This window comes from Cypionkella sp. TWP1-2-1b2 (assembly GCF_049896245.1).
Taxonomy (GTDB): Bacteria; Pseudomonadota; Alphaproteobacteria; order Rhodobacterales; family Rhodobacteraceae; genus Cypionkella.
Genome location: NZ_JAFCTX010000026.1, coordinates 48,915 through 70,160, shown reverse-complemented (window position 1 = coordinate 70,160; position 21,246 = coordinate 48,915). Strand labels below are relative to the sequence as shown.

Below are 21,246 nucleotides of genomic sequence, written 5' to 3'. Positions count from 1 at the left end.
CAACACCCGGGCGACCCGGCGAAACAATCGCCGCCCGGCCAGATCGATCGGACCCTCGCTGTCGTTTTGTCATCACAACCTCCATTCACTGGCTGTTGCGACGACCGGTTGAGACTGCCGATGATCTTTGCCGCTGCCACTGCGCATTTTGCGCCGCTGTTTGAGACACCGCATTTCGCTTTGACGCTGGATATCTCCGAACTCGACCCGGCACTCAGCTGGAAGAAAAACGCCATCCATCCGCGCCTGCGCGCAAAGTAGGAGGCCGAAATGTCCGACCTGAATAGCAATCTCGCCAAGGCCAACGCCTATCTTGCGCGTTTTCGCAGTGAAGGCGTGCTGAACCATATCAATGGTAAGGCGGTGCCCGCGCTGGATGGTGCGACGTTTGAAATCATATCCCCGGTCGATCTGAAGCCGCTGGCGCAGGTTGCGCAGGGCAAGGCGGCAGATGTGGCGCTGGCAGCAGCAGCGGCGAAAGCGGCGTTTCCGGCGTGGCGTGCGATGGAGGGCGAGGCCCGCCGCGCCCTGCTGCACAGGATCGCCGATGCGATTGAAGCACGCGCCGAGGAGATCGCTATTGTCGAGTCGATGGACACCGGGCAATCTATTCGGTTCATGGCGAAGGCTGCGTTGCGCGGGGCCGAGAATTTCCGCTATTTCGCTGACCTTGCCCCCAAGGCCCGCGATGGTCAGACCCTTCGGGCAAAGGGTCAGGTCAACATGACAACCCGCACGCCGATTGGTCCGGTTGGCATCATCACGCCGTGGAATACGCCGTTCATGCTGTCGACATGGAAAATCGCCCCGGCTTTGGCTGCGGGGTGTACGGTGGTGCATAAACCCGCCGAGTTTTCACCACTGTCGGCCCGTCTGCTGGTGGAGATTGCCGAAAGTGCAGGCCTGCCGCCGGGGGTGTGGAATCTGGTGAATGGGTTTGGTGAGGATGCGGGGCGAGCTTTGACAGAACATCCCGACATTAAGGCGATTGGCTTTGTCGGAGAGTCGCGCACCGGCAGTATGATTATGAAGCAGGGTGCCGATACCTTGAAGCGGGTGCATTTTGAACTCGGCGGCAAGAACCCGGTGATCGTGTTTGCTGACGCCGATCTGGAACGGGCTGCCGATGCGGCGGTGTTCATGATCTACTCACTGAACGGCGAGCGCTGTACGTCCTCCAGCCGTTTGCTGGTGGAGGCAACGATCTACGACAAGTTCACCGCGATGGTGGCCGAGAAGGCAAAGCGCATCGTCGTCGGCCACCCACTTGATCCGAAAACCGTGGTCGGCCCGCTGATCCATCCGGTGCATGAGGCCAAGGTGCTGGAGTATATTGAGATTGGTCGCGCCGAAGGGGCGGTTGTGGCCGCAGGTGGTGCCAAATTCGCCGGGCCGGGCGGTGGCTGCTATGTCAGCCCGACGCTGTTTGTCGGCGCGCACAATCAGATGCGGATCGCGCAAGAGGAAATCTTTGGCCCGGTGCTGACCGCGATTGCGTTCAACGATGAGGCCGAGGCATTGGCGATTGCCAATGACGTGCAATACGGGCTGACCGGCTATCTGTGGACCTCGGATGTCACCCGCGCCTTCCGCTTCACCGATGCTCTGGAGGCCGGGATGATCTGGGTGAACTCGGAAAACATCCGCCATCTGCCCGCGCCGTTCGGGGGGGTGAAGAATTCCGGGATTGGCCGCGATGGTGCGGAGTGGTCGTTCGATTTCTACATGGAAACCAAGAATATAGCCTTTACCACCCAACCGCATGTCATCCCGAAACTTGGCGACTGACCGCCGCCGGGTCCGAAACTTGGCGACTGACCGCCGCCGGGTCCGAAACTTGGCGACTGACACTACTTACTGCTTTCAGGGAGGAAGCCGATGCCCGTTCCCAGCCCCGTGCTGTACCCGGCGTTCAACGTCATTCGTCTGAGCCACGTTGAGCTTGCCGTCAAGAATCTCGCCGCAAGCCGGGCGTTTTACGCCGATCTGCTTGGCCTGCAAGTCACCCATGAGGATGCCGAGACGGTCTATCTGCGCGCGATGGAGGAGCGGGGCCATCATTGCGTGATCTTGCGCAAGGCCGATATGGCGGCGGTGAATGTGCTGGGCTTCAAGGTCTATGCCGAGGCCGATCTGGACGCCGCTTACACGTTTTTTGCCGCTCAACGCCTGCCGGTGGCTTGGGTGAAGCGCCCGTTCATGGGCCGCACTTTGCGCACGGCGGACCCGCACGGGATTCCGTTGGAATTCTACGCCACGATGGACCGCTTGGCCCCGATCCATCAGAAATACGCGCTGTATCATGGCGTCAAACCGCTGCGGATCGACCATTTCAACTGCTTCTCGCCCGACGTGGATGCTTCGGTCGCATTCTATAATTCCTTCGGCTTCCGGGTGACGGAATATACCGAAGACGAAGACAGCAAAAAGCTGTGGGCGGCGTGGATGCATCGCAAGGGCGGTGTGCATGACATGGCCTTCACCAATGGCCTTGGCCCGCGCCTGCACCATCTGGCATTCTGGGTGCCGACACCGCTGAACATCATCGACCTGCTCGATCTGATGGCAACCACCGGATATGTCGCCAATATCGAACGTGGGCCGGGGCGGCATGGCATCTCGAACGCGTTCTTCTTGTATATCCTCGATCCCGATGGCCACCGGACCGAGATTTATTGCTCGGACTATCAGACGGTTGACCCTGATCTAGAGCCGATCCACTGGGATCTGAAAGACCCGCAGCGCCAGACGCTATGGGGCGCACCTGCGCCGAAAAGCTGGTTCGCGCATGGCTCGGCTTTTGCGGGTATCGCTACGACAGCGGCGGTCTTGGCCGCGCAACCGATCATCGCGCCATGAGATTTGCCAGTTTCACCCATCAAGGCCGCAGCGCTTGGGGAGCGATCACCGATGCGGGCGTCATCCCACTTTCGGCGCGTCACGCCGACATGCCGACCTTGCGCGAAGTGATCGAACAAGGCGCATTGCCGCGGCTTGCCGACTTGGCCGCCGATATGAGCCCTGAAATCGCCTTGGCCGAGATCACCTTTCAAATCCCGATCCCCAAGCCGGAAAAGATCCTCTGCGTCGGGGTCAACTTCCCTGACCGCAATGCGGAATATAAGGATGGCAAAGAAAACCCGCCCTATATGTCGCTGTTCCCACGCTTTGCCCGCTCGTTTACCGGGCATGGTCAGCCACTGATCCGCCCGCCGGAAAGCCCGCAGTTGGATTATGAGGGTGAAGTCACCATCGTCATCGGCAAAGGCGGTCGTCGGATTGCCGAACGCGATGCGCTAGGCCATATCGCCGCCCTGACCCTGTGCAACGAAGGCACCATCCGCGACTGGGTGCGTCATGCCAAATTCAATGTGACGCAGGGCAAGAACTGGGATCGCTCAGGCTCTATCGGGCCGTGGATCGTGCCCTATATGGACGAGGCGCAACTGGCCGACATCGCCCTGCAAACGCGGGTGAATGGCGAGGTGCGGCAATCGGATCGCACCAGTCGGATGATGTTCGGCTTCCGCCAGATCATCGCCTATATCTCGACCTTCACCACACTCGTTCCCGGTGATGTCATCGTCTGCGGCACCCCCACCGGGGCGGGGGCGCGGTTTGATCCGCCGATCTGGCTGAAGCCCGGCGATGTGGTAGAGGTTGAGGCTGATGGCATCGGTATTCTGCACAACACCATCGCCGATGAGGTTCTGTGATGCTGTTGAAACCTGAAATTGACGCCGCCGCCGCGCGCCTTGTAGTGGCAGAGAAAACCCGCGTGCAGATCGGGCTGTTGTCACTGTTGCACCCCGACATGACGATGGATGATGCCTATGCGGTGCAGGCGGCTTATGTGGCGCTACGCCATGCCGAGGGGCGTCGCACCATCGGCTGGAAGATCGGCCTGACCTCGAAGGCGATGCAATCTGCGCTGAACATCGCCACCCCGGATTCGGGCGTTTTGTTGGATGATATGGTGTTTGAGGATGGCGCGACCATCCCCGCGGACCGTTTTATCCAACCGAGGATAGAGGCCGAACTGGCCTTTGTGCTGAAAGCGCCGCTGCAAGGTCCGGGCGTTTCGGTGACCGATGTGCTGAACGCCACTGACTACATCTTGCCCGCGTTGGAGATTTTGGACATGCGTATCCTGCGGGTGGACCCGAGCACTGGCAAGCCGCGCACCATCGTTGATACCATCTCGGACAATGCAGCCAATGCGGGGATCGTGACGGGCGGGCGGGCGATGCGGCCCGACAGTTTTGATCCGCGCTGGGCCGGGGCCATCGTGATGCGCAATGCCGAGGTTGAAGAAACCTGGCTTGGCGCGGGTGTTTTGAACCAACCCGCGCGTGGCATTGCGTGGTTGGCCAATCGCCTGTCGCAGTACGGCCAGCGCGTCGAGGCCGGGCAGATCGTGCTTTCAGGTTCGTTCATTCGCCCGATTGAGGCGCGTCATGGCGATACCATTCTTGCCGATTTCGGCCCGCTGGGGACGGTTGGTTGCTTCTTCGCCTGAGGGAACGCGATGCCTGCCCCATTCAACACCTTCAAGGCGGGTCTTGCCGCAGGCCGCCCGCAAATCGGTCTGTGGCTGGGTCTGGCCAATCCGATCACGGCGGGTCTGTGCGCCAATGCCGGGTTTGATTGGCGGCTGATATGGGGTATCTGGGCAATCCGGCGGCGGTAGAGGTGCAGGCGGCGGTCGAAGACGCGTTGAAGCAGATTATCTCGCGCGGCAAAGCGACGGTCATCCTGACCTCTGATCGCGGCTTGGCGCAACGCTATCTTGATCTTGGGGCCAGGTTTGTCGCCGTGGGCAGTGATGTTGGTTTGTTGTCTGCTGGTACGGCAGAGTTGCGGGCGGCGTTTACGGCTGCGGCCCTGAGTGCGAAACTGACAGGCTACTGAATTCAATGTTCATCGATAAAGTAGGGGGAGGCCGTAGCCTCCCCCGATGGTCACGTTTCGCCTGCCAAACCGGGGAACTGCCTTACCCAATCTCAAGGATCAACTCCCCTTGCAGCCGATCCAGCGACACCATCAGAACGCCCGCCTCGCAAGCCATGTCTTCGCCATTCAGCCGCGCAGTTTCTAGGCCTGTGCCAAGACCAAGTGGGTTCAGAATTTTGACATTACAGGGCGCAGGACCAAGGTTTAGCCGCAGATCGACCTGCGGCCATGCCTTTGGAAAACACGGGGCGAAGCGCAGGGCGTCGCCGTGGCGGGTGATGCCCAGTAGCCCTTCAATCCCGGCGCGGTACATCCATGCAGCAGAGCCGGTGTACCATGTCCAACCGCCGCGCCCTTCATGCGGCGCGACAGAATAGACATCGGCGGCAATCACATAGGGTTCCACCTTGTAGCGCGCGGCCTCGGTTGGAGTGAGGGCGTGGTTGATCGGGTTCAGCAGGGCAAACAAAGCGCCCGCTGCGTCGCCATTGCCCAGCCGGGTCTGCGCCAGCACCGCCCACATCGCGGCATGGCTATATTGACCACCATTCTCGCGCAGGCCGGGCGGATAGCCCTTGATGTAGCCGGGATCGGGCATCGAGTGATCAAACGGCGGGGTAAACAGCAGGGCTACATCGGGCTTGATCAGGTGATCGGTCATCGACTGCATCGCGGTAGCGGCACGGTCTGGATCAGCCGCCCCCGACAACACCGCCCAAGATTGCGCGATAGAGTCGATCTGACATTCCGCCGAACTGGACGACCCCAGCAGACTGCCATCGTCAAAGTGGCCCCGGCGATACCAAGCGCCATCCCAGCCGTCGCGCTCAATCGCCAGTCGAACGCTTTCGGCATGGGCCTGCCAGCGGGCGGCGCGGGCGGGGTCGCGGGGCTCAACCAAGGGGCGCATGGCGTTGATCGTGGCGATCAGCAGCCAACCCAGCCAGACAGAGGTGCCTTGTCCAGCCTCGCCGACGCGGTTCATCCCGTCGTTCCAGTCGCCAGTGCCGATCAGCGGCATCCCGTCCGACCCGGTCAGGTCAATCGCCTGATCCAAGCCACGCGCGCAATGTTCAAACAGCGTGGCGGTGGTGTCCGAAATACCCGGCTGGAAGAAATTGTCATGCTCGCCGGGGCGCAGGTCGGCCCCTTCGAGGAAGGGCAAAACCTCATCCAGAACCGTGGCATCGCCTGAGACGCTGATATATTGCGCCACGGCATAGCTGAGCCAGACCCGATCATCCGATATCCGCGTGCGCACGCCTTGGCCGGAATGTGGCAGCCACCAGTGTTGCACATCGCCCTCGGGGAACTGCCGCGCCGCCGCGCGCAACAGGTGCGCCCGCGTCATCTCGGGCCGCAGAGCGGTCAGCGCCATGCCGTCTTGCAACTGGTCGCGGAAGCCATAAGCGCCACTGGCCTGATAGAAGCCAGCCCGCGCCCAGATGCGGCAGGCGAGGGCTTGATACATCAGCCAGCCGTTCAGCATGATATCCAGCGCGCGATCCGGGCTGCGCACTTGGACGGTGCCGAGCAGGTCTGCCCACCACGCCTTTACCTCGTCCAGCACCGCCGTCAGATCGCGGGCACGGGTGGCAAGGATCAGCGCGCGGGCGTCCTCTAGGCTGTTGGTTTGGCCAAGCAGGAAGGTCACATCAATGCTTTGCCCCGGAGCGAGGGTGATCTCACGTTGCAAAGCGGCGCAGGGATCGAACTTTGGCCCGGCATTGCCGGACAGCTCGCTGAGCCGGGCAGGGGAAGCCATCGACCCGGCTCTCCCTAAAATTTCAGCCCGATCCGCGGTGCGGCTGGTGGTATCCGCGCCCAGATCGGCAAAGGCCACCCGGCCCGGAAACGCCATGCCGCGCGGATTGCGCACCAGAATTGCCCCCGTCTCGGCGTCAATCTCGGTGATCAGGGCGGTCGCCGTCGCCCCGCGCGAGGTGCCAAGCACCCATTCGGCATAGGCCGTCACCGAAAGCCTGCGGCTGCGGTCCGAGGTGTTGCGAAGGGTCAATCGGGTGATCTTGACCGGGGCATCCATTGGCACGAACTGCACCATATCGGCGTCGATACCGTTGGTTGCGTGCTGAAAGCGGGAATAGCCAAAGCCGTGGCGGGCGATGTAGCTGCCCTTGCTGCGGATCGGCAGCGCGGTGGGGGTCCAGATTTGCCCGGTCTCTAGGTCTTGCAGATAAATCGCCTCGCCCGCCGGATCGCTGACCGGGTCATTTGACCATGGCGTGATCTGGTTCTCGCGGCTGTTTTCAGCCCAAGTGAACCCACTGCCCTCGGCGGAAACCTGAAAGCCGAAACTGGGGTTGGCGATGACGTTGATCCATGGCGCGGGAGTGGTTTGGCCGTCTTGCAGCACGGTGACATATTCGCGGCCATCCAGATCAAAACCTCCGGTTCCGTTGAAGAACTCCAACTGCGGCAGAGTGATTGTTGCGCTGGGCAGGGCCGACAGAGCAAGTTTTTGCGGCGCAGACGCCGGGGTGGCGGGCAGCAGATCAAGCTGTGCACCGATGCTGCCCCGGCTGGCGATCAGCATCATCGCCGCTGCAGCCATCAGGCGGGCGCGGGTCTCGGGTGGGGTCATATCGGCGCGCAGCGTGTAGATCCTGCCCCCGGTCCCCGTCGTGCTGGGGCGCGCTTGCGACGAGCGCACGGCGGCGTCAATCGCGATTTGAAGGTCTTGCGCATAAGACGAGGCGCGGTCGTTCAGGATCACCAGATCGACGGCCAACTGCCGCATCCGCCAGTATTCCGCCGCTGCGAGCACCTCTTGCAGCCGTCCGATATCCTCGGCATCGCTGATCACGAACAACACGATGGGCAGATCGCCCGAGACCCCCAAGGCCCAGAGGTCTGATTGCGGCCCGGCCCCGGCGCGGATTTGCGCCGCGCTGGCACGCAGGCGGGCATCGCCGCGCACCAACATACCGGCCAGCCTTTGGAAGTCGGAGGCAGTGGTGGTACTGACACCCAGATGGCGCAGCTGAACCTGGGTTTGCGTCCACGCCAGCGTCACTGCACGGCCAAATGCGGAAGGGTCGCGGTGGCGTTCAACCAGATCCAGCAAAGCCTCGGGCGTGTCGGCCACCATGGTCCAGAATGTCACGCGCACGCGGCCACCACCGGGGATCAACACCCTGCGGCGCAGCGAAAATATTGGGTCCAGCACAGTGCCGATGCTGCCGGACAGCGGGGTCTCGGCAGTGGCAGGATTGCTCAGCATCTGGCCGCGCCCGATAAATTTCGCCCGGTCGGTTTCGTATTGCAGCGGTGCGGTCTCATCCCCTTCCACCACGGCCACATGCGCGGCCCACACTTCGGGATCAGACGGGCTGCGCTTGCGCCGCGTGGCGATCAGCACACCCAGTTCGGGCAGATAATCGGTGACAACGAATAGCTTCGAGAACGCCGGATGCGTCAGATCGGCAGAGGGGGCCGCCAGCACCAATTCGGCGTAAGAGGTCACGTCGATTTCACGCGGGTGCCGCCCGGTGTTGGTCAGCGTCACCCGGCGGGCTTCGGCGTCATCCTCGGCAGAAACCACCACCTCGGTATGGGTCAGCAGATGGCGGGCGGTGTGGGTGAAGGCGGCGTGATGCTCACAAAACACCGCGCGGTGCAGGCCTGCATCGTACCCGGTGGGCAGCACGCCCGCCGACCAATGCCCGCCCGAGCGCACATCGCGCAGATAGATGAAGCCGCCATGTTGCGCCTGCGTTGCATCGGCCCGCCAGCGGGTGATCGCCAGATCGCGCCAGCGGCTAAAGCCCGCGCCAGTGGGGGTCAGCATCACGCCATAGCTGCCGTTGGACAGCAGATGCGCGGTGGGTATGACCGTGACCGGGTTGTCAAAATGACGCACAACGGCGGCGGACAGGGTTTCAACCGCCGCCACCAAGACTTCTTTAGCGCGGGGCGGAGCGATGGGCACATCGCGCGGCACCCGTTCTTGCAACAACATCTCGACCGCTTGAATGATCGGCTCGGCATGGAAGCGGTCGCGCAACAGGCCATGATGCAGCACGTTGGCAATGGCAGTGATGGTCATACCCTGATGATGCGCCATAAAGCTGCGCACCACGACATTGCTTGCACCTTCGGGCAGTCGGGATGCGGTGAAATCCAGCGCTTCATAAAAGCCAAAGCGGCCCTCTGCGCCCAGATCAGCCAAAGCCGCATAGTTCTGCAGTGCCGCCTGGGCATCGACCATGGTGGCAAGCCCAGTGGCATAGGGGGCCAGCACGCGGTTTTCGCTAAGCCCGCGTTTCAGCCCCAACCCCGGCACACCGAAGTTGGAATATTGATAGGTCATTTCCAGATCGCGGGCATTGTATGCGGATTCCGAGATGCCCCATGGAATACCCAGACTTGCGGCATAGGCCTGTTGCTGCTCGACGATCCGGCGATTGGTCTCCTCCAACACCGACCCCGCAGGTGCGCGCATCACCAGCGAGGGCATCAGATATTCAAACATGCTGCCCGACCACGAAATCAGCGCCGATCCCGCGCCGATCGGGGTGGCCCCGCGACCCAGACGGAACCAATGCCGGGTTTCCACATCGCCCTTGGCAATCGCAAACAGACTGGCAAGCCGGGCCTCTGACGCCAGAAGGTCGTAGCAGTTGGCATCAAGCGTGTTGGTCGAGACGGAAAAGCCGATGGAAAGCAGCTTTTTTTCCGGCTGCATCAGAAAGCCAAATTCCATCTCCATCGCGAACTGTCGCGCCTGATCGCCCACGGCGCGCAAGCGTTCGGGCAAAGCGGGGTCAACCAGTTGGCTGGCGTGGCTTGCGGCAATCGCACGGGTCCAGAACGCGAGTTCTGAACCTGCTCCGGCATGGGCCTCTGCCAATATTGCAGCCTCTGCCGCGCGAACCGGGTGGTTGGCTACCTGTTCCAGCAGGGCAGAAAGTTGCGGCTCTGGGTTGGCCGAAAGCGCTTCAAGCGCCAAAGCCAGCGCATCGTGCAGCCCGCGCAGATCGGGGGCCGAAGGGCGCGTTTGCCATTCTTGGCAGGCCTGTGCGACGGCAATCAGATGGCCCGCAAGGTTGCCGCTGTCGACGCTGGAGACATAGGCCGGGTCCAGCACGCGCAGGTCTGAAGTATCATACCAGTTGTAAAGGTGGCCGCGAAACCGGGGCAGGCGCTGCATGGTGGTCAGGGTTTGTTCCAGCCGCGTCACAGCCTCGGCTTGACCGATCCACCCCATGTCTTTCGCAACTGTCACCGACAGCAGATACAGGCCGATATTGGTGGGCGAGGTGCGGGTGGCCACCACCGGACGCGGGGTTTCCTGAAAGTTGTCGGGCGGCAGGAAATGGTTGGCCTCGGTCACAAAGGCCTCAAAATAGCGCCAGGTGCGCCGGGCGATCAGGCGCAGTTCGGTGCGTTCAGCGGCGGTCAGCGGCGGCGCGGTGCGACCCATACGCGGCAGGCTGATCCAGCGTGCAAGGACAGGGGCGGCCAGCCAAATGGCAGCAAAGGTCAATGCCAGAGGCCAGATCGGTGCGTTCAGCGCAACAGCTGCGCCGCACAGGAACAGCCCAAGCGCCACGCCGCGCGCTTTAAGCATATAGAAGCGGGCAAAGTTGGGCAGCCCGCCACCGCTGGATTGCGCCGCTGTCAGCCATTCCAGCAGATGCGTGCCGCTGCGCAACCGAACAGCCGTGCGAACAATCGCATCAAGCATCAGCGCCGCCGTATCCGCGAGCAGCGCGACGGTCAGACCGATCTGCGCAAACGCGAGTTTCACATCCGCCAGCAACGCCTGAAAATGGCTGCGCGCGGTGATCCCCGCCCGCCCCGGCAGAATGGCCAACGGCAGCGCGATCAGCCTTGGCAGCGCCAGCAAGACCAGCACCGCCGCCGTCCACGCCAAGGCCTGCGGCAGCGGCAACAGCCAGCCCACAAACAGCGACAGCAGCGTCATCGGGGCCAGCAAAGAGCGGCGCAGGTTGTCCAGCATCTTCCAGCGATTGACCGCCGAAATCCCGCCCGTGGTTTTCCGCTTGCCACTGATCCACGGCAACAACTGCCAATCGCCACGCACCCAGCGGTGCTGGCGGCGGGCGTCTACGTCTTGGCGGGCAGGGAAATCCTCGACCACCTGAATATCCGTGGCAAGGCCGGCGCGCGCGAAGCTGCCCTCGAACAAATCATGGCTCAGCATGGTATTGTCCGGCACCCGGCCCTCGATAGCTGCCATGAAAGCATCAACGTCATAGATGCCTTTGCCGGTAAACGACCCCTCGGCGAACAAATCCTGATACACATCCGAACTTGCCGCTGCGTAGGGTTCAATCCCACCAGGGCTGGAGGAAATCCGCTGATAGAGCGAGCCGTCCATTCCAAGCGGCAGGGCGGGGGTGACTTGCGGCTGCAAGATGCCATAACCCGAGGTCACGCGCTGAGTGGCAGGGTCGATGATCGGGCGGTTCAACGGATGCGCCATTTTGCCGATCAATCGCCGCACGGTGTCGCGCAAAATCCGGGTGTCCGCGTCCAGTGTGATGACGAATTTCACGCCTTGCGGCACCACAGCACCGGGCAAAAAGCTGGTATCCGCAGCACCGCGCAGCAATCGGTTCAGCTCGATCAACTTGCCACGCTTACGCTCCCACCCCAACCAAACGCCTTCGGACGGGTTCCATTGCCGCTCGCGATGCAGAAAAAGAAACCTGTCGCCATCGTCGGATGGATAGGTGGCGTTCAACTTGGCAATCTCCGCACGCGCGGTGGTGATCAAAGCGGTGTCAAGCGGCGTGGTGGCTTTGGCCGCGTCCGGGCCATCGGACAACAGCGCGTAATGCAGCGCCCCACCGACGCTGGAGAGGTGATGCACCTCTAGCTGTTCGATCTGCTGCATCAGGTCTTGTACATTGGCCAGCAAGACCGGCACGGCCACAAGCGTGCGCAGATCTGCGGGGATGCCGTCTTCCAGCGACAGGCCCGGCAGCGGCTTTGGCCCGACCAGCCGGGTGATCATCAAATTGACCAGCGCCGTTCCGGCCTCAACCGCCAGCCAGACGCCGCTGAGGATAAGCGCTCCGCTGTGCAACCCGGTCAACCACAAGGCAGCCGTCAGAAACAGCACCGAAGCCAAGGCAATCGCGGCCAAATACCCCGGTAACCCCAACCGCCGCCACAACCGCCCCAAGGTGATCGGCAGCGGCGGCGCATAGCCGAGATCGCGACACAACGCATCGCGCCCCGCGCCAAGCAGCGCAAAACCCGGATCATGCGCGGCAGGCGTATCGCCCGTTTGCGCCATGGTCAAAGCCGATTCCGTTACCGCAGCCTCGTCATGGCCGGAATGGCGGGCCAGCATTTCAATGGCGGTGCGGTAGCTGTTGCGGGTGGCAAAATCCATCTCGCCATAGCCCGAAGCTGCGCGCAAGCGTGCCTCGATCAAGCTGGCCGCCTCAAAAAACTCGGCCCAATCCATTTCGGAAAGCCGCCGCATCGAGGCGACGATATTGCGCATGGTGACATTCGAAGCACCCTGCCGCGCTTGCGCACTGGCAACCACCGTTTCAACCGACAGCCCCAAATGCCGCAAGCGAGCGTCCAGCCAACCCGCCAGCGGCGTATCTGCCGGATCGGTGCCGCGCAGGCGCTTGGCGACCTGTGCCGCCATGATCTCGGGCAGATCAACGCCATCCAGCCCGGCCAGAACCGTATGGGCCGAAACACCGGAAGCGCTGGAGGCCAAGACCTGATCGACGAAAGCATCTGCCGCTTGGCGCAAGCGGTTTGCCTCGGTGATCTGCTCTGCCAAGCGGCGCATATTCTCGACCAACACGATGCGCAGGGTGATCGCCACCGCCCATAACTCGCCAATCGTCAACGGCTGAACCGTTTGATAGGCTTGGACAAAACGCAAAAGTGCCGTCTCAGACAACAGGCTGTCAGTATGCGCAACATAGGCCCAAGCCAATCCCAACACGCGCGGATAGCCGGCCAGAGGACCATCGGCGAGTTTTGGCAAATGCCGATAATAGCCGGGCGGCAGATCGTCTTCGATCTGGCGCAACTGTTGCTCGACGATGTGAAAATTGTCCAACAACCACTCTGCGGCGGGGGTGATCGGTTGGCCTGCATCCAGCGCCTGCGCCCCCGACCTGTAGGCGGCAAGCAAAGCCTTGGCATTATCTTTCACCCGCACCAGAAGGCTGGACACCGCAACCGGGCGGCCTTGGCTGATCGGTTGCGCCGCTGCCAAGCTTACCGCATGATGCTCTAACCGCTCGATCCCAAACAGATCAGAGCGGATCGGTGCCTTATCACTCCACAGCTTATCGGCGGGCTTGCTAAGCAGCCAGCCGACAAGGCGCAACCGCCCCGTCACCTGGCGGTCGCCGCGCTAACTTCTGCTGGCTGCGGCTCGGGCAGGTCACTTGGCTGCGTGAGGGGCTTTACTTGGCTTGGTCCAAGCCGGGTATTTTGCGGCAAATCGGACCGCACCCGACGGGCCATCGCTGCCCATTTGACTTCGATCTGATCCCAGCTCATCGGCTTTCCTTTCAAGATTGGCAAACATAAAAATACAACTCGTACGAGAGGCAATCGTTCCCATCGCGCGATGTTTTGTTTGGGCCCAAGTTGAGCACGGCCACTACTTTAACGGGGTGCTTAGACCTGCATTGACATATGCCGGGCGTGGGCATCGGGCGGGGGTAAGCGGGTGTCGCGCCCATCGGTGGCAAGCAATAACTGCCAAGCCACTGATACAGCCCATCACATTCTAGCCCAAATCACAACCCAAGATTGCAAAATGCCGGATCATCAGATTCTCTGACTGCACTATCTGCCCGAAGTACCAAGCAAATTGCCTATTTCAGCGGCAAGTTCCAATGTGACAGCCGCAGTGTAAGCCTTCCTCGCCGTCGCAGCTGTGAAGCATGTCTGTGCATCTTTGCCTTCACGCCCCAAATGTCTGTGGGTGTTGGTTGCGCCAAATAGCAGGTCATTGTCCAAACTGTCGGTCGAGGGGTTTGCAACCCATTGCAAGCTTTGGGCAAATTTGACCATATCGTCTCGCACAGAGATCATCTCAGCGACCAGGATATCGTATTCTGTGACATCACTGTCTCTGCCGCCAGCATCGACATGCGGGGCAGGCAAAACAGCATTTTCGTCTGCCATTGTCGGGCTCCTTATCATGAAAAACGCAGCATGGGCGTGGCTCAAACGGCACCATCGGGTTGCGATCAACTTGGCCTTTGAAGCAAGCCTCCGCACTAACTACGATCAGTCAGCGGCCCGCATTTTCAAAAACGAAACTGATTGTGTCCAAGCGAAACCGCAGAAGGTAAACACCCCTATCTCGCAGTGAAAAATGTGCAAACGCCAACTTGGATCAGTGTTACGGCGCATTTTGAGTGGCAGATTTGGCCCCGAACTGTGACTAAGTGCGGTTCAGTTTTGATGAAAACTGCAGTGAAACGCTGGCGCTAAATCGGCCGATTCCTCGTGGGCTCTGGCGTTTCACGGCACCTTACAGGCGCTACCAAAGCACCAAGATCACCGCAGCAGCGGACCTTCGTGATCCAGATAAGCGCGGTCAAAGCCTGAAAGCTCGACCAAAGCCTCATAGTTTAGAAACTGGACCTTACCCTTTTGGAAGGTCAGCAAGCCTTCTTCGCGCAACTCGCGCAGCACACGGTTGACATGCACCGCGCTGAGCCCCAGCGCATCCGCCAGCTGATATTGTGACAGCGGGCAGCTAAAGCCTTTGCGATCCGCAAGCCCCACCAGTTTCAGGCGCGCACCCAGTTCCAGCAAGAAATGCGCCATGCGTTCGCTTGCATTGCGTCGGCCCAAGCCCACCAAATGCTCTACCACCATCGCCTCATCGCGCGATGCGGCCCAAAGCACGGCAGTGGCCAAACGCGGCGTTTGGGTAAAAGCTGCCAGCAGATCTTGTTCTTTGACCTCTGAAGCCTGAACCCGGGTGATCGGTTCGACATTGTGATCAGCTGTGCGGAACAAAACCGACCGAAGCCCCAGGAAATCGCCCGGAATTTGGACGTCAACAATCTGGCGCGTGCCACCCGGCAGAAGCTTGTAAGAACAGGCCCAGCCCGAGGCGACGATATAAGCGGTTTGGTCTGCTTGACCCTGATGGATCATGTCGCGACCAGCCGCGAAGCTGCGCCTGCGACGATAAACATCTGACAAAACTGACAAATCGTCCTGCGATAACTGAACGAACGCTGTCAGCTTGCGGGCAAAGGGGCTGTCCAAAATCGACAGCCCAGAACTTTGTTCCGCCATACCTTACCCCTTTGGGTTGCCACTGCGGGCCAAAACCAACCCGCAGTTATGTTCTACATATGAGGGCCCTTGATACTGATGCAGATTAGCACGTTATTCGGTTTAACCGTAAAGATATCCACGGGGTTGCTCAAAACGTGGTAGCCCCACAGACTCCCTACAGAAAGTTAAATTTGATGTCCGCTGTCCCCGACGTTGCTGGACTTGCCGCCCTTGCAATCTGCGAATCCCTGATGCTTGCGCTGAACGATCGCAAAGTACTTCCTGAAGCTGAAATTGTGGGAGTCCTCAAAGACGCCGCCGCTGCGCATGAAAATGTGCCAGCCGGCGATATTTCTGCCGCAACCCATGCAGCAGTGTCAGCACTGATCAACAAAATCATCCACGGTGGAAACTCGGTGCGCCGCCATTAAAGCGGTTTGCGTTTTATCTGACGCAGATTGATCACAATTCGCGCAGGTCTTGGCGCGAATTGTGAGTCAAGATAAACGCAAACCGCTCCAAGGTCCGGGTCAGGTGGTCAAAACCCAGATCATCGCAAAACCCTGAACGCCCGCTTGGGGTTTCGATTGCCCCTTGGGATGGAATACGATCGGCATCACGCTTTCCAACCCAACGTTGTAGCCTAACGTGGCCACGCGAGGGGGAGGGGTTGATGCAGTACCGACACTTTGGCCGCACCGGGTGGAAGGTCAGCGAGATCGCCTTTGGCGCGTGGCAGTCGGGTGGTGATTGGGGGCTGTGGATGATGCGGCGTCGATCCGCAGGCTTCACCATGGTTTTGAGTCGGCATCAATTTGGTGGATGACGCCTATATCTACGGCAACGGCCATTCCGAAGTGGTGATCGGGCGCGCCTTGCACACATGGTCTGGCCGCAAGATTTACGTCGCCACCAAGGCGCAGCCAGTGGAATGACCCACACTCGATGACGCGGCCCCGCAGATATGCGGGCGCTATCCGGCATAAGCCAGACGCGCCGACCCCGGCAAGTCTGAAATCATCGTCACCACGGGTTCGCCGCGCGCGGCCAGTTCAGCGATGGCCACGTGGATCTGCGGGTGATCTTGGCCATAGACAATCGCGGCATCACAGGGGCTGCACAACAGCGCCTGCGCAATCGTCGCCGAAGCCTCATTTTCCAGCGTGGTGCGATGGATCGCCACCGAATGGTCCATCCGGTCAGACAAACGGCGAAACTCCACCCCCATGCGGCGGATCGGCGGCAGTTCGGGGCGGGCGAGGATGACGTTGATGCGCACCATGCGGTGATGGCTGACGGGCAGCATCCGCCTAAGCCGCAAGCTGCGCGCCGCCTGCAAAACCTGTTGGCGCACCATATCCGAGTCATTGCCCCGCTCGTTGATCACAAGGTCCACCGTGGCGCTGCCAACCCCCGCAAGCTGGGCCATATCGGCCAAAGTGATGCGAGGGGGTCGGTTATTTTCGGTCATAATTCCAGCAGCTTAGGGATTAAGAACCACAAGCGCAGCAAGCCTGATGGTTTTCAATCAACTCTCCCCTGCGACAATATGTCAAACGGTTCTAGAACGGCCCGAAGCATTTGGCCAAGCGCTGGATGCAAGACAGGCACCAAAGCATGGTTTAACACGGGGGGGGATGGATGGACGATCTGAAGTTTGGCAAGCGCAACAAGCGCCGGGATTTTTCACCCAGCACACCGTTGCAAGTGGCCCCGATCATCGTGTGACCGCCAAAGCCGCTGAAATTGTTCGCTTGGTTGCCGCATTACATCTTGCCATGGAACGCGCTGTTCATGGGCTTTGCTGCGGTGATCTGGTTCTATCTGACACCTTCCAAGGAAACCTTGCAAACCCTGCATTGGACATGGATCGCATTCATTCTGCTGCGCAATGCAGCGCTTGTGTTCCTGTTCTGTGGCGCGTTGGAGCTGCGGCTGTATATCCGTCGCGCGCAGGGAAACCGGTTTAAGTTCAACGGGCTGTTCCCGGCGGATAAGAAATCGGATGTGGTCATGTTCAAAAGCCAGAACATCGACAACATTTTGCGCAGCTTTGGCACCGGCGTGCCGATCTGGACCGCCTACGAAGTCGGGATGCTTTATGCTTGGGCGCATGGCTTTGGCCCTTGGACCACGTTTGAAGCCCATCCTTGGGCGCTGATCGCCCTGCTGGCCATCATCCCGCTGTTTCAGAAGGCGCATTTCTTCTGCATCCACCGCCTGATCCACACGCCGTTTCTGTATAAATGGGTACATTCGGTGCATCACAACGCGGTCAACCCCTCGCCATGGTCCAGCCTGTCAATGCATCCGGTCGAACACCTGTTGTATTGGTCGGATATCCTGATCCATCTGGTGCTGCCGTCGCATCCGCTGTTGATGCTGCATCATCTGCAAGTCACTGGCACGGGGGCGGTGGTCGGTCACATCGGCTTTGACAAGATCGAGGCGGGAGAGGCCGCGATTGGATAGCCACGCCTATGCCCACTACCTGCACCACAAGTATTTTGAGGTGAACTATTCCGACGGCATGGTGCCCTTCGACCAATGGTTTGGCACATGGCACGACGGCTCGGCTGATGGCGAGGCCCGGATGGAAGCGCGGTTCCAACGCACCCGCGCAAAAGCCAATGCAAAGGTGAACAACACCAATGCGACGACGGGCCGTTAAAGCCCGCCAAACGCGCTGCGGGAGGCGGGGAGATCCTTTAGCGCCCTGTGACGCAAAACACCCAATATCCGCTCAAAACGGCGGCAACTCGGAGGAGATGCGACAATGAAATTCCCGAAACTGACCATGAAAACCGCCCCGCTGGCAACGGTTCTGGCCTTTGGGCGCAAGCCGCACTGGCCGAAAACGCCAGCTTTGCGGCGGTCGGTGGCAAGGCAGACGATCCGTTCTTTGCCAAGGTCAAAAACGGCATTGATGCTGCCACATTGGTGGTGGCGGCCTATGGAGGCACGGTCAACTATCTGATGCTGCAAAACTATGACAAGATCTGCGGCGATGCGGCCAATCTGGTGCGCACGGCGATCTCATAAGGGGCTTCGGTGATTGCGGTGCCAAACTGGGTGCCCGATGCGGAAGATGAGGCGATCAAGGCTGCACTGGATGCCGGAATCCCGGTGATGCTACATAACTCGGGTGGCGCGGACAAAGCCAAAGAGGTGGGTGCGATCAACGACATCGGCAACGAAGAATATCCGGCAGGCTTGGTAGCAGGCGCTTATTTCGGCAGCCATGGTTTCAAGAACGTGAACTGTGTGAATACGGTTCCGGGCGCGCAGAACCTAGAGGATCGCTGCAAATGCGTGGCGGACGGCATCGCCAAGGAAGGCGGCGTATCGACGCAACTGCCGCTGCCAGCGTCTAGTTTTGGCGACCCGACGGCTGTGGCCGAAGCGATCAAGGCGACGCTGATGAAAACCCCCACGATCAATGGCGTGGCCACCATCTCGGTCGCAGATGCCAATTCGGCGGCCACCGGGATCGAACAGGCCGCCCTGACCGGCAAGGTGCATCTCGCGTCCTTCGATATGGACGGTGCGGGGCTGGACCGGATCAAGGCGGGCACGCATCTGTTTGCGGTCGATCAACAGCCATGGCTGCAAGGCTTTCTCGCCGTGTCGATGGCGGATGCCTATGTCAGCTTTGGCACCGCGATTGCCACCGCTTTGGTGCTGACCGGTCCGAGCATTGCCGATACCGCCAATGGTGACGCCACCATCGCTGGTGCTGCGGCTGGGTTCCGCTAAACTTTCACCCGCCATCCGGCCCCGCAAGATTGCGGCGGGCCGGACCTTTCAAGCGCCATGATCTGACCCACCCGAGACGCCGAGCGGTAAAGCTTCGGATCTGCATCGACGGAAATCCTAAATCTTCAACGCGATTATTTCGGTTGTGGTCGGCGGCGTGCTGCTGACCGGAGGATATGACTCGGTCCAGACGCTTGAAGGATACTTGGTCGTCTAAGGCCTGCTCAGACCAAAAAAAACGCCCCGGACCAAACCGGGGCGTTGTGTTTGCATTTTGCGGGGGTCAGAGCAGGAAGTCACCTGCACCGAAGTTCAGGTTTCCGGCCAGTTGCACGATCAGATCGGGGTTGCCGTCGCCATCCAGATTGACCGCGATCTGGGTGATCGCATCGGCCCCGGCGCCGAACTTCTCAATATGGATGGTGCCTGCCGCATTGCCGCCCAGCACCAAGGCAAAGGCCTGATCTCCGGCAGCAACCGCATCGGCGTCCAGCCCGGTGAAATCCAGCTTGTCGATGCCAATCTGGAAATCGGTGATCAGATCCGCCCCGCCGAGTTGGTTCAGCGAGTCTGTGCTGGCACGGAACACAAACACATCCGCGCCGCTGCCCCCAGTCAGCACATCCGCCCCGGCATCGCCGATCAGAACGTCATTGCCCACGCCGCCGCTCAGCAGATCGACGCCCGCGCCGCCTTCTACCCGGTCATCGCCAAAGCTGCCGTCGATGGTGTCGTTGCCCTCGCCGCCGGTCATGGTGTCATTGCCCAGAAAGCCGGTCATCGCGTCATTGCCGCTATCGCCTGCCATCACGTCATTGCCTGTGCCGCCGTTCATCACATCGTTGCCGCTGTCGCCATGCATCTGATCATCGCCCGAACCGCCGTTCAACCGATCATTGCTGGAACCGCCGCTTAGCACATCATTGCCTGCATCGCCGTCCAGCGTGTCACTGCCGCTGCCGCCGAAGATCAGATCGTTGCCTGCGTCGCCAGACAGTTGGTCGGCATCAAAGCCGCCGTCGAGGCTGTCTGCGCCATCACCGCCCAAAAGGCTGTCATTGCCAAAGCCGCCAAGGATGGTGTCAGTGCCGCCCGCGCCCTCCAGCCGGTTTGCCACTGAACTGCCGGTGATGGTGTCCACATTGCTGGTGCCAATCACATTCTCAAACCCCGAGAAAGTGGTGGTCCCAAAAGTGCCAGTCACAAGGTTGATCTGGTTATTGGCCCCGATCACCGGAAAGCGGGTCGACATATTGGTGAAATCCAGCGTGTCGGTGCCGCTGTCGCCAAACAGCGTGTCGCCTGCGCTTGCCAGCACGGTATCGTTGCCAATGCCGCCGCGCACCAGATCATTGCCCGACCCACCATCCAGCCGATCATCACCCGCGCCGCCGTCCAGCGAGTCATTGTCCAAGCCGCCGGTCAGCACATCATTGCCGCTGCCGCCGGTGATGCTGTCGTTGCCGGCATCGCCCGCCATCGTATCGGCATCGGTGCCGCCATCCATCCGGTCATTGCCGCTGCCGCCGCTCATCGCATCGCGCCCCGAACCGCCAAACATCTGATTGTTGCCCGCACCGCCAGACACGCTGTCATTGTCAGACCCCGCGTCGATCAGGTCATTGTCATTGCCGCCATCCAAAGCATCACGCCCGCTGCCGCCAAACAGGCTATCCGCGCCCGAGCCACCAAAGATGGCGTCATTGCCCGCCAAGCCTTGCATCTGGTTGGCTGCCGAGTTGCCGACCAGACGGTCGCCGAAACCCGAACCATTCACATTCTCGATGCTGACAAGACGGTCGCCCTGCGCATAGCCACCAATTTGCGTGGTGCGATTCAGATCGACATTCACCGCAGCGGTCGAGTTGCTGTAAGTGGCGGTATCGGTATCCGCGCCACCGTTCAGCGTGTCATTGCCAAGCCCGCCAAACAGCGTGTCATTGCCATCGTCGCCGTTCAGGTTGTCGTTGCCGGAAACCCCCAACACAGCCTCGTCGTGCAGCACGTCATTGCCCTCGCCGCCCGATAACGTGTCATCGCCAACGTAGGAAAACAGCGTATCATTGCCGGTCAGACCGGAAATCACATCATTCAAGACGCCCAAAGTGCCATCGGTGACTTCCGAGTCATTGCCCAAGGTGCCGGATTTGCCAAAAAGGGATGCCATTTTAATCTCCATCAAAACTGTGTCACGCGGCGTGATTGCCGTCGTATGGCTTGAATGCCATGCGGCGGCACGGGCGGCTGTTCCCTGCGGAACAG

General features: G+C 60.6%; 19 protein-coding genes. 14 read left to right on the top strand and 5 right to left on the bottom strand.

The annotated features are described in order from the left end of the window. Positions 1 to 120 precede the first annotated feature (120 nt). The 7 genes from ACP7AP_RS16515 to ACP7AP_RS16485 all read left to right on the top strand — a co-directional run bounded on the left by ACP7AP_RS16515 (position 121) and on the right by ACP7AP_RS16485 (position 4,911). Positions 121 to 261 (top strand): hypothetical protein, encoded by a 141-nt coding sequence (locus tag ACP7AP_RS16515; RefSeq protein ID WP_426035743.1) that lies wholly within the window; start codon positions 121 to 123, stop codon positions 259 to 261. A gap of 9 nt (positions 262 to 270) precedes the next feature. Then, positions 271 to 1,788, top strand: a complete 1,518-nt coding sequence (gene hpaE, locus ACP7AP_RS16510; RefSeq protein ID WP_426035741.1) for a 5-carboxymethyl-2-hydroxymuconate semialdehyde dehydrogenase — start codon at positions 271 to 273, stop codon at positions 1,786 to 1,788. Between the two features lie 90 nt (positions 1,789 to 1,878). Beyond that, the gene (gene hpaD / locus ACP7AP_RS16505; RefSeq protein WP_426035739.1) at positions 1,879 to 2,859 is read left to right on the top strand and encodes a 3,4-dihydroxyphenylacetate 2,3-dioxygenase; all 981 of its coding nucleotides are present in this window, start codon (positions 1,879 to 1,881) and stop codon (positions 2,857 to 2,859) included. After that, the gene (locus ACP7AP_RS16500) at positions 2,856 to 3,716 is read left to right on the top strand and encodes a fumarylacetoacetate hydrolase family protein (RefSeq protein ID WP_426035737.1); all 861 of its coding nucleotides are present in this window, start codon (positions 2,856 to 2,858) and stop codon (positions 3,714 to 3,716) included. The genes hpaD and ACP7AP_RS16500 overlap by 4 nt, the downstream gene beginning before the upstream one ends. Then, on the top strand, positions 3,716 to 4,519 hold the full coding sequence (gene hpaH, locus ACP7AP_RS16495) for a 2-oxo-hept-4-ene-1,7-dioate hydratase (protein WP_426035735.1): 804 nt from the start codon (positions 3,716 to 3,718) through the stop codon (positions 4,517 to 4,519). The genes ACP7AP_RS16500 and hpaH overlap by 1 nt, the downstream gene beginning before the upstream one ends. 9 nt (positions 4,520 to 4,528) lie before the next feature. Next, complete coding sequence (locus ACP7AP_RS16490) at positions 4,529 to 4,690, top strand: hypothetical protein (RefSeq protein WP_426035733.1); 162 nt, start codon at positions 4,529 to 4,531, stop codon at positions 4,688 to 4,690. Beyond that, positions 4,660 to 4,911, top strand: coding sequence for a hypothetical protein (locus ACP7AP_RS16485; RefSeq protein WP_426035731.1), 252 nt, complete (start codon positions 4,660 to 4,662; stop codon positions 4,909 to 4,911). Before ACP7AP_RS16490 ends, ACP7AP_RS16485 begins: the two co-directional genes overlap by 31 nt. Positions 4,912 to 4,993: 82 nt before the next feature. On the opposite strand, the gene ACP7AP_RS16480 is transcribed toward ACP7AP_RS16485, so the two are convergent. The 3 genes from ACP7AP_RS16480 to ACP7AP_RS16470 form a co-directional block, all read right to left on the bottom strand. Then, positions 4,994 to 13,318 (bottom strand): GH36-type glycosyl hydrolase domain-containing protein, encoded by an 8,325-nt coding sequence (locus ACP7AP_RS16480; RefSeq protein WP_426035729.1) that lies wholly within the window; start codon positions 13,316 to 13,318, stop codon positions 4,994 to 4,996. Between the two features lie 455 nt (positions 13,319 to 13,773). Then, positions 13,774 to 14,115 carry a hypothetical protein gene (locus tag ACP7AP_RS16475; RefSeq protein WP_426035727.1) on the bottom strand — a complete coding sequence of 114 codons (342 nt, stop codon included), beginning with the start codon at positions 14,113 to 14,115 and terminating at the stop codon, positions 13,774 to 13,776. Positions 14,116 to 14,493: 378 nt separating this feature from the next. Further along, positions 14,494 to 15,246, bottom strand: a complete 753-nt coding sequence (locus ACP7AP_RS16470) for a Crp/Fnr family transcriptional regulator (RefSeq protein ID WP_426035725.1) — start codon at positions 15,244 to 15,246, stop codon at positions 14,494 to 14,496. A 176-nt stretch (positions 15,247 to 15,422) separates the two neighbouring features. Here ACP7AP_RS16470 and ACP7AP_RS16465 point away from each other — a divergent pair, with 176 nt between their 5' ends. The 3 genes from ACP7AP_RS16465 to ACP7AP_RS16455 all read left to right on the top strand — a co-directional run bounded on the left by ACP7AP_RS16465 (position 15,423) and on the right by ACP7AP_RS16455 (position 16,163). Continuing rightward, positions 15,423 to 15,659, top strand: a complete 237-nt coding sequence (locus ACP7AP_RS16465; protein WP_426035723.1) for a hypothetical protein — start codon at positions 15,423 to 15,425, stop codon at positions 15,657 to 15,659. 242 nt (positions 15,660 to 15,901) lie between these two features. Further along, positions 15,902 to 16,054, top strand: coding sequence for a hypothetical protein (locus ACP7AP_RS16460; RefSeq protein ID WP_426035721.1), 153 nt, complete (start codon positions 15,902 to 15,904; stop codon positions 16,052 to 16,054). Then, positions 16,047 to 16,163 (top strand): hypothetical protein, encoded by a 117-nt coding sequence (locus ACP7AP_RS16455; protein WP_426035719.1) that lies wholly within the window; start codon positions 16,047 to 16,049, stop codon positions 16,161 to 16,163. The genes ACP7AP_RS16460 and ACP7AP_RS16455 overlap by 8 nt, the downstream gene beginning before the upstream one ends. A gap of 38 nt (positions 16,164 to 16,201) precedes the next feature. Here the strand turns inward: ACP7AP_RS16455 and ACP7AP_RS16450 are convergent, their stop codons facing one another. Further along, a complete protein-coding gene (locus ACP7AP_RS16450) occupies positions 16,202 to 16,699 on the bottom strand; it encodes a LacI family DNA-binding transcriptional regulator (protein ID WP_426035717.1) in 498 nt (165 codons plus the stop codon). A 275-nt stretch (positions 16,700 to 16,974) separates the two neighbouring features. Here ACP7AP_RS16450 and ACP7AP_RS16445 point away from each other — a divergent pair, with 275 nt between their 5' ends. The 4 genes from ACP7AP_RS16445 to ACP7AP_RS16430 are packed head-to-tail and all read left to right on the top strand — an operon-like array spanning position 16,975 to position 18,984. Then, positions 16,975 to 17,700 (top strand): sterol desaturase family protein, encoded by a 726-nt coding sequence (locus ACP7AP_RS16445; protein ID WP_426035715.1) that lies wholly within the window; start codon positions 16,975 to 16,977, stop codon positions 17,698 to 17,700. Next, positions 17,693 to 17,899 carry a hypothetical protein gene (locus ACP7AP_RS16440; protein WP_426035713.1) on the top strand — a complete coding sequence of 69 codons (207 nt, stop codon included), beginning with the start codon at positions 17,693 to 17,695 and terminating at the stop codon, positions 17,897 to 17,899. Before ACP7AP_RS16445 ends, ACP7AP_RS16440 begins: the two co-directional genes overlap by 8 nt. Before the next feature lie 47 nt (positions 17,900 to 17,946). Then, positions 17,947 to 18,270 carry a hypothetical protein gene (locus tag ACP7AP_RS16435; RefSeq protein WP_426035711.1) on the top strand — a complete coding sequence of 108 codons (324 nt, stop codon included), beginning with the start codon at positions 17,947 to 17,949 and terminating at the stop codon, positions 18,268 to 18,270. A gap of 9 nt (positions 18,271 to 18,279) precedes the next feature. Continuing rightward, the gene (locus ACP7AP_RS16430; RefSeq protein WP_426035709.1) at positions 18,280 to 18,984 is read left to right on the top strand and encodes a substrate-binding domain-containing protein; all 705 of its coding nucleotides are present in this window, start codon (positions 18,280 to 18,282) and stop codon (positions 18,982 to 18,984) included. Between the two features lie 283 nt (positions 18,985 to 19,267). On the opposite strand, the gene ACP7AP_RS16425 is transcribed toward ACP7AP_RS16430, so the two are convergent. Further along, a complete protein-coding gene (locus tag ACP7AP_RS16425) occupies positions 19,268 to 21,151 on the bottom strand; it encodes a calcium-binding protein (protein WP_426035707.1) in 1,884 nt (627 codons plus the stop codon). Between the last annotated feature and the right edge of the window lie 95 nt (positions 21,152 to 21,246).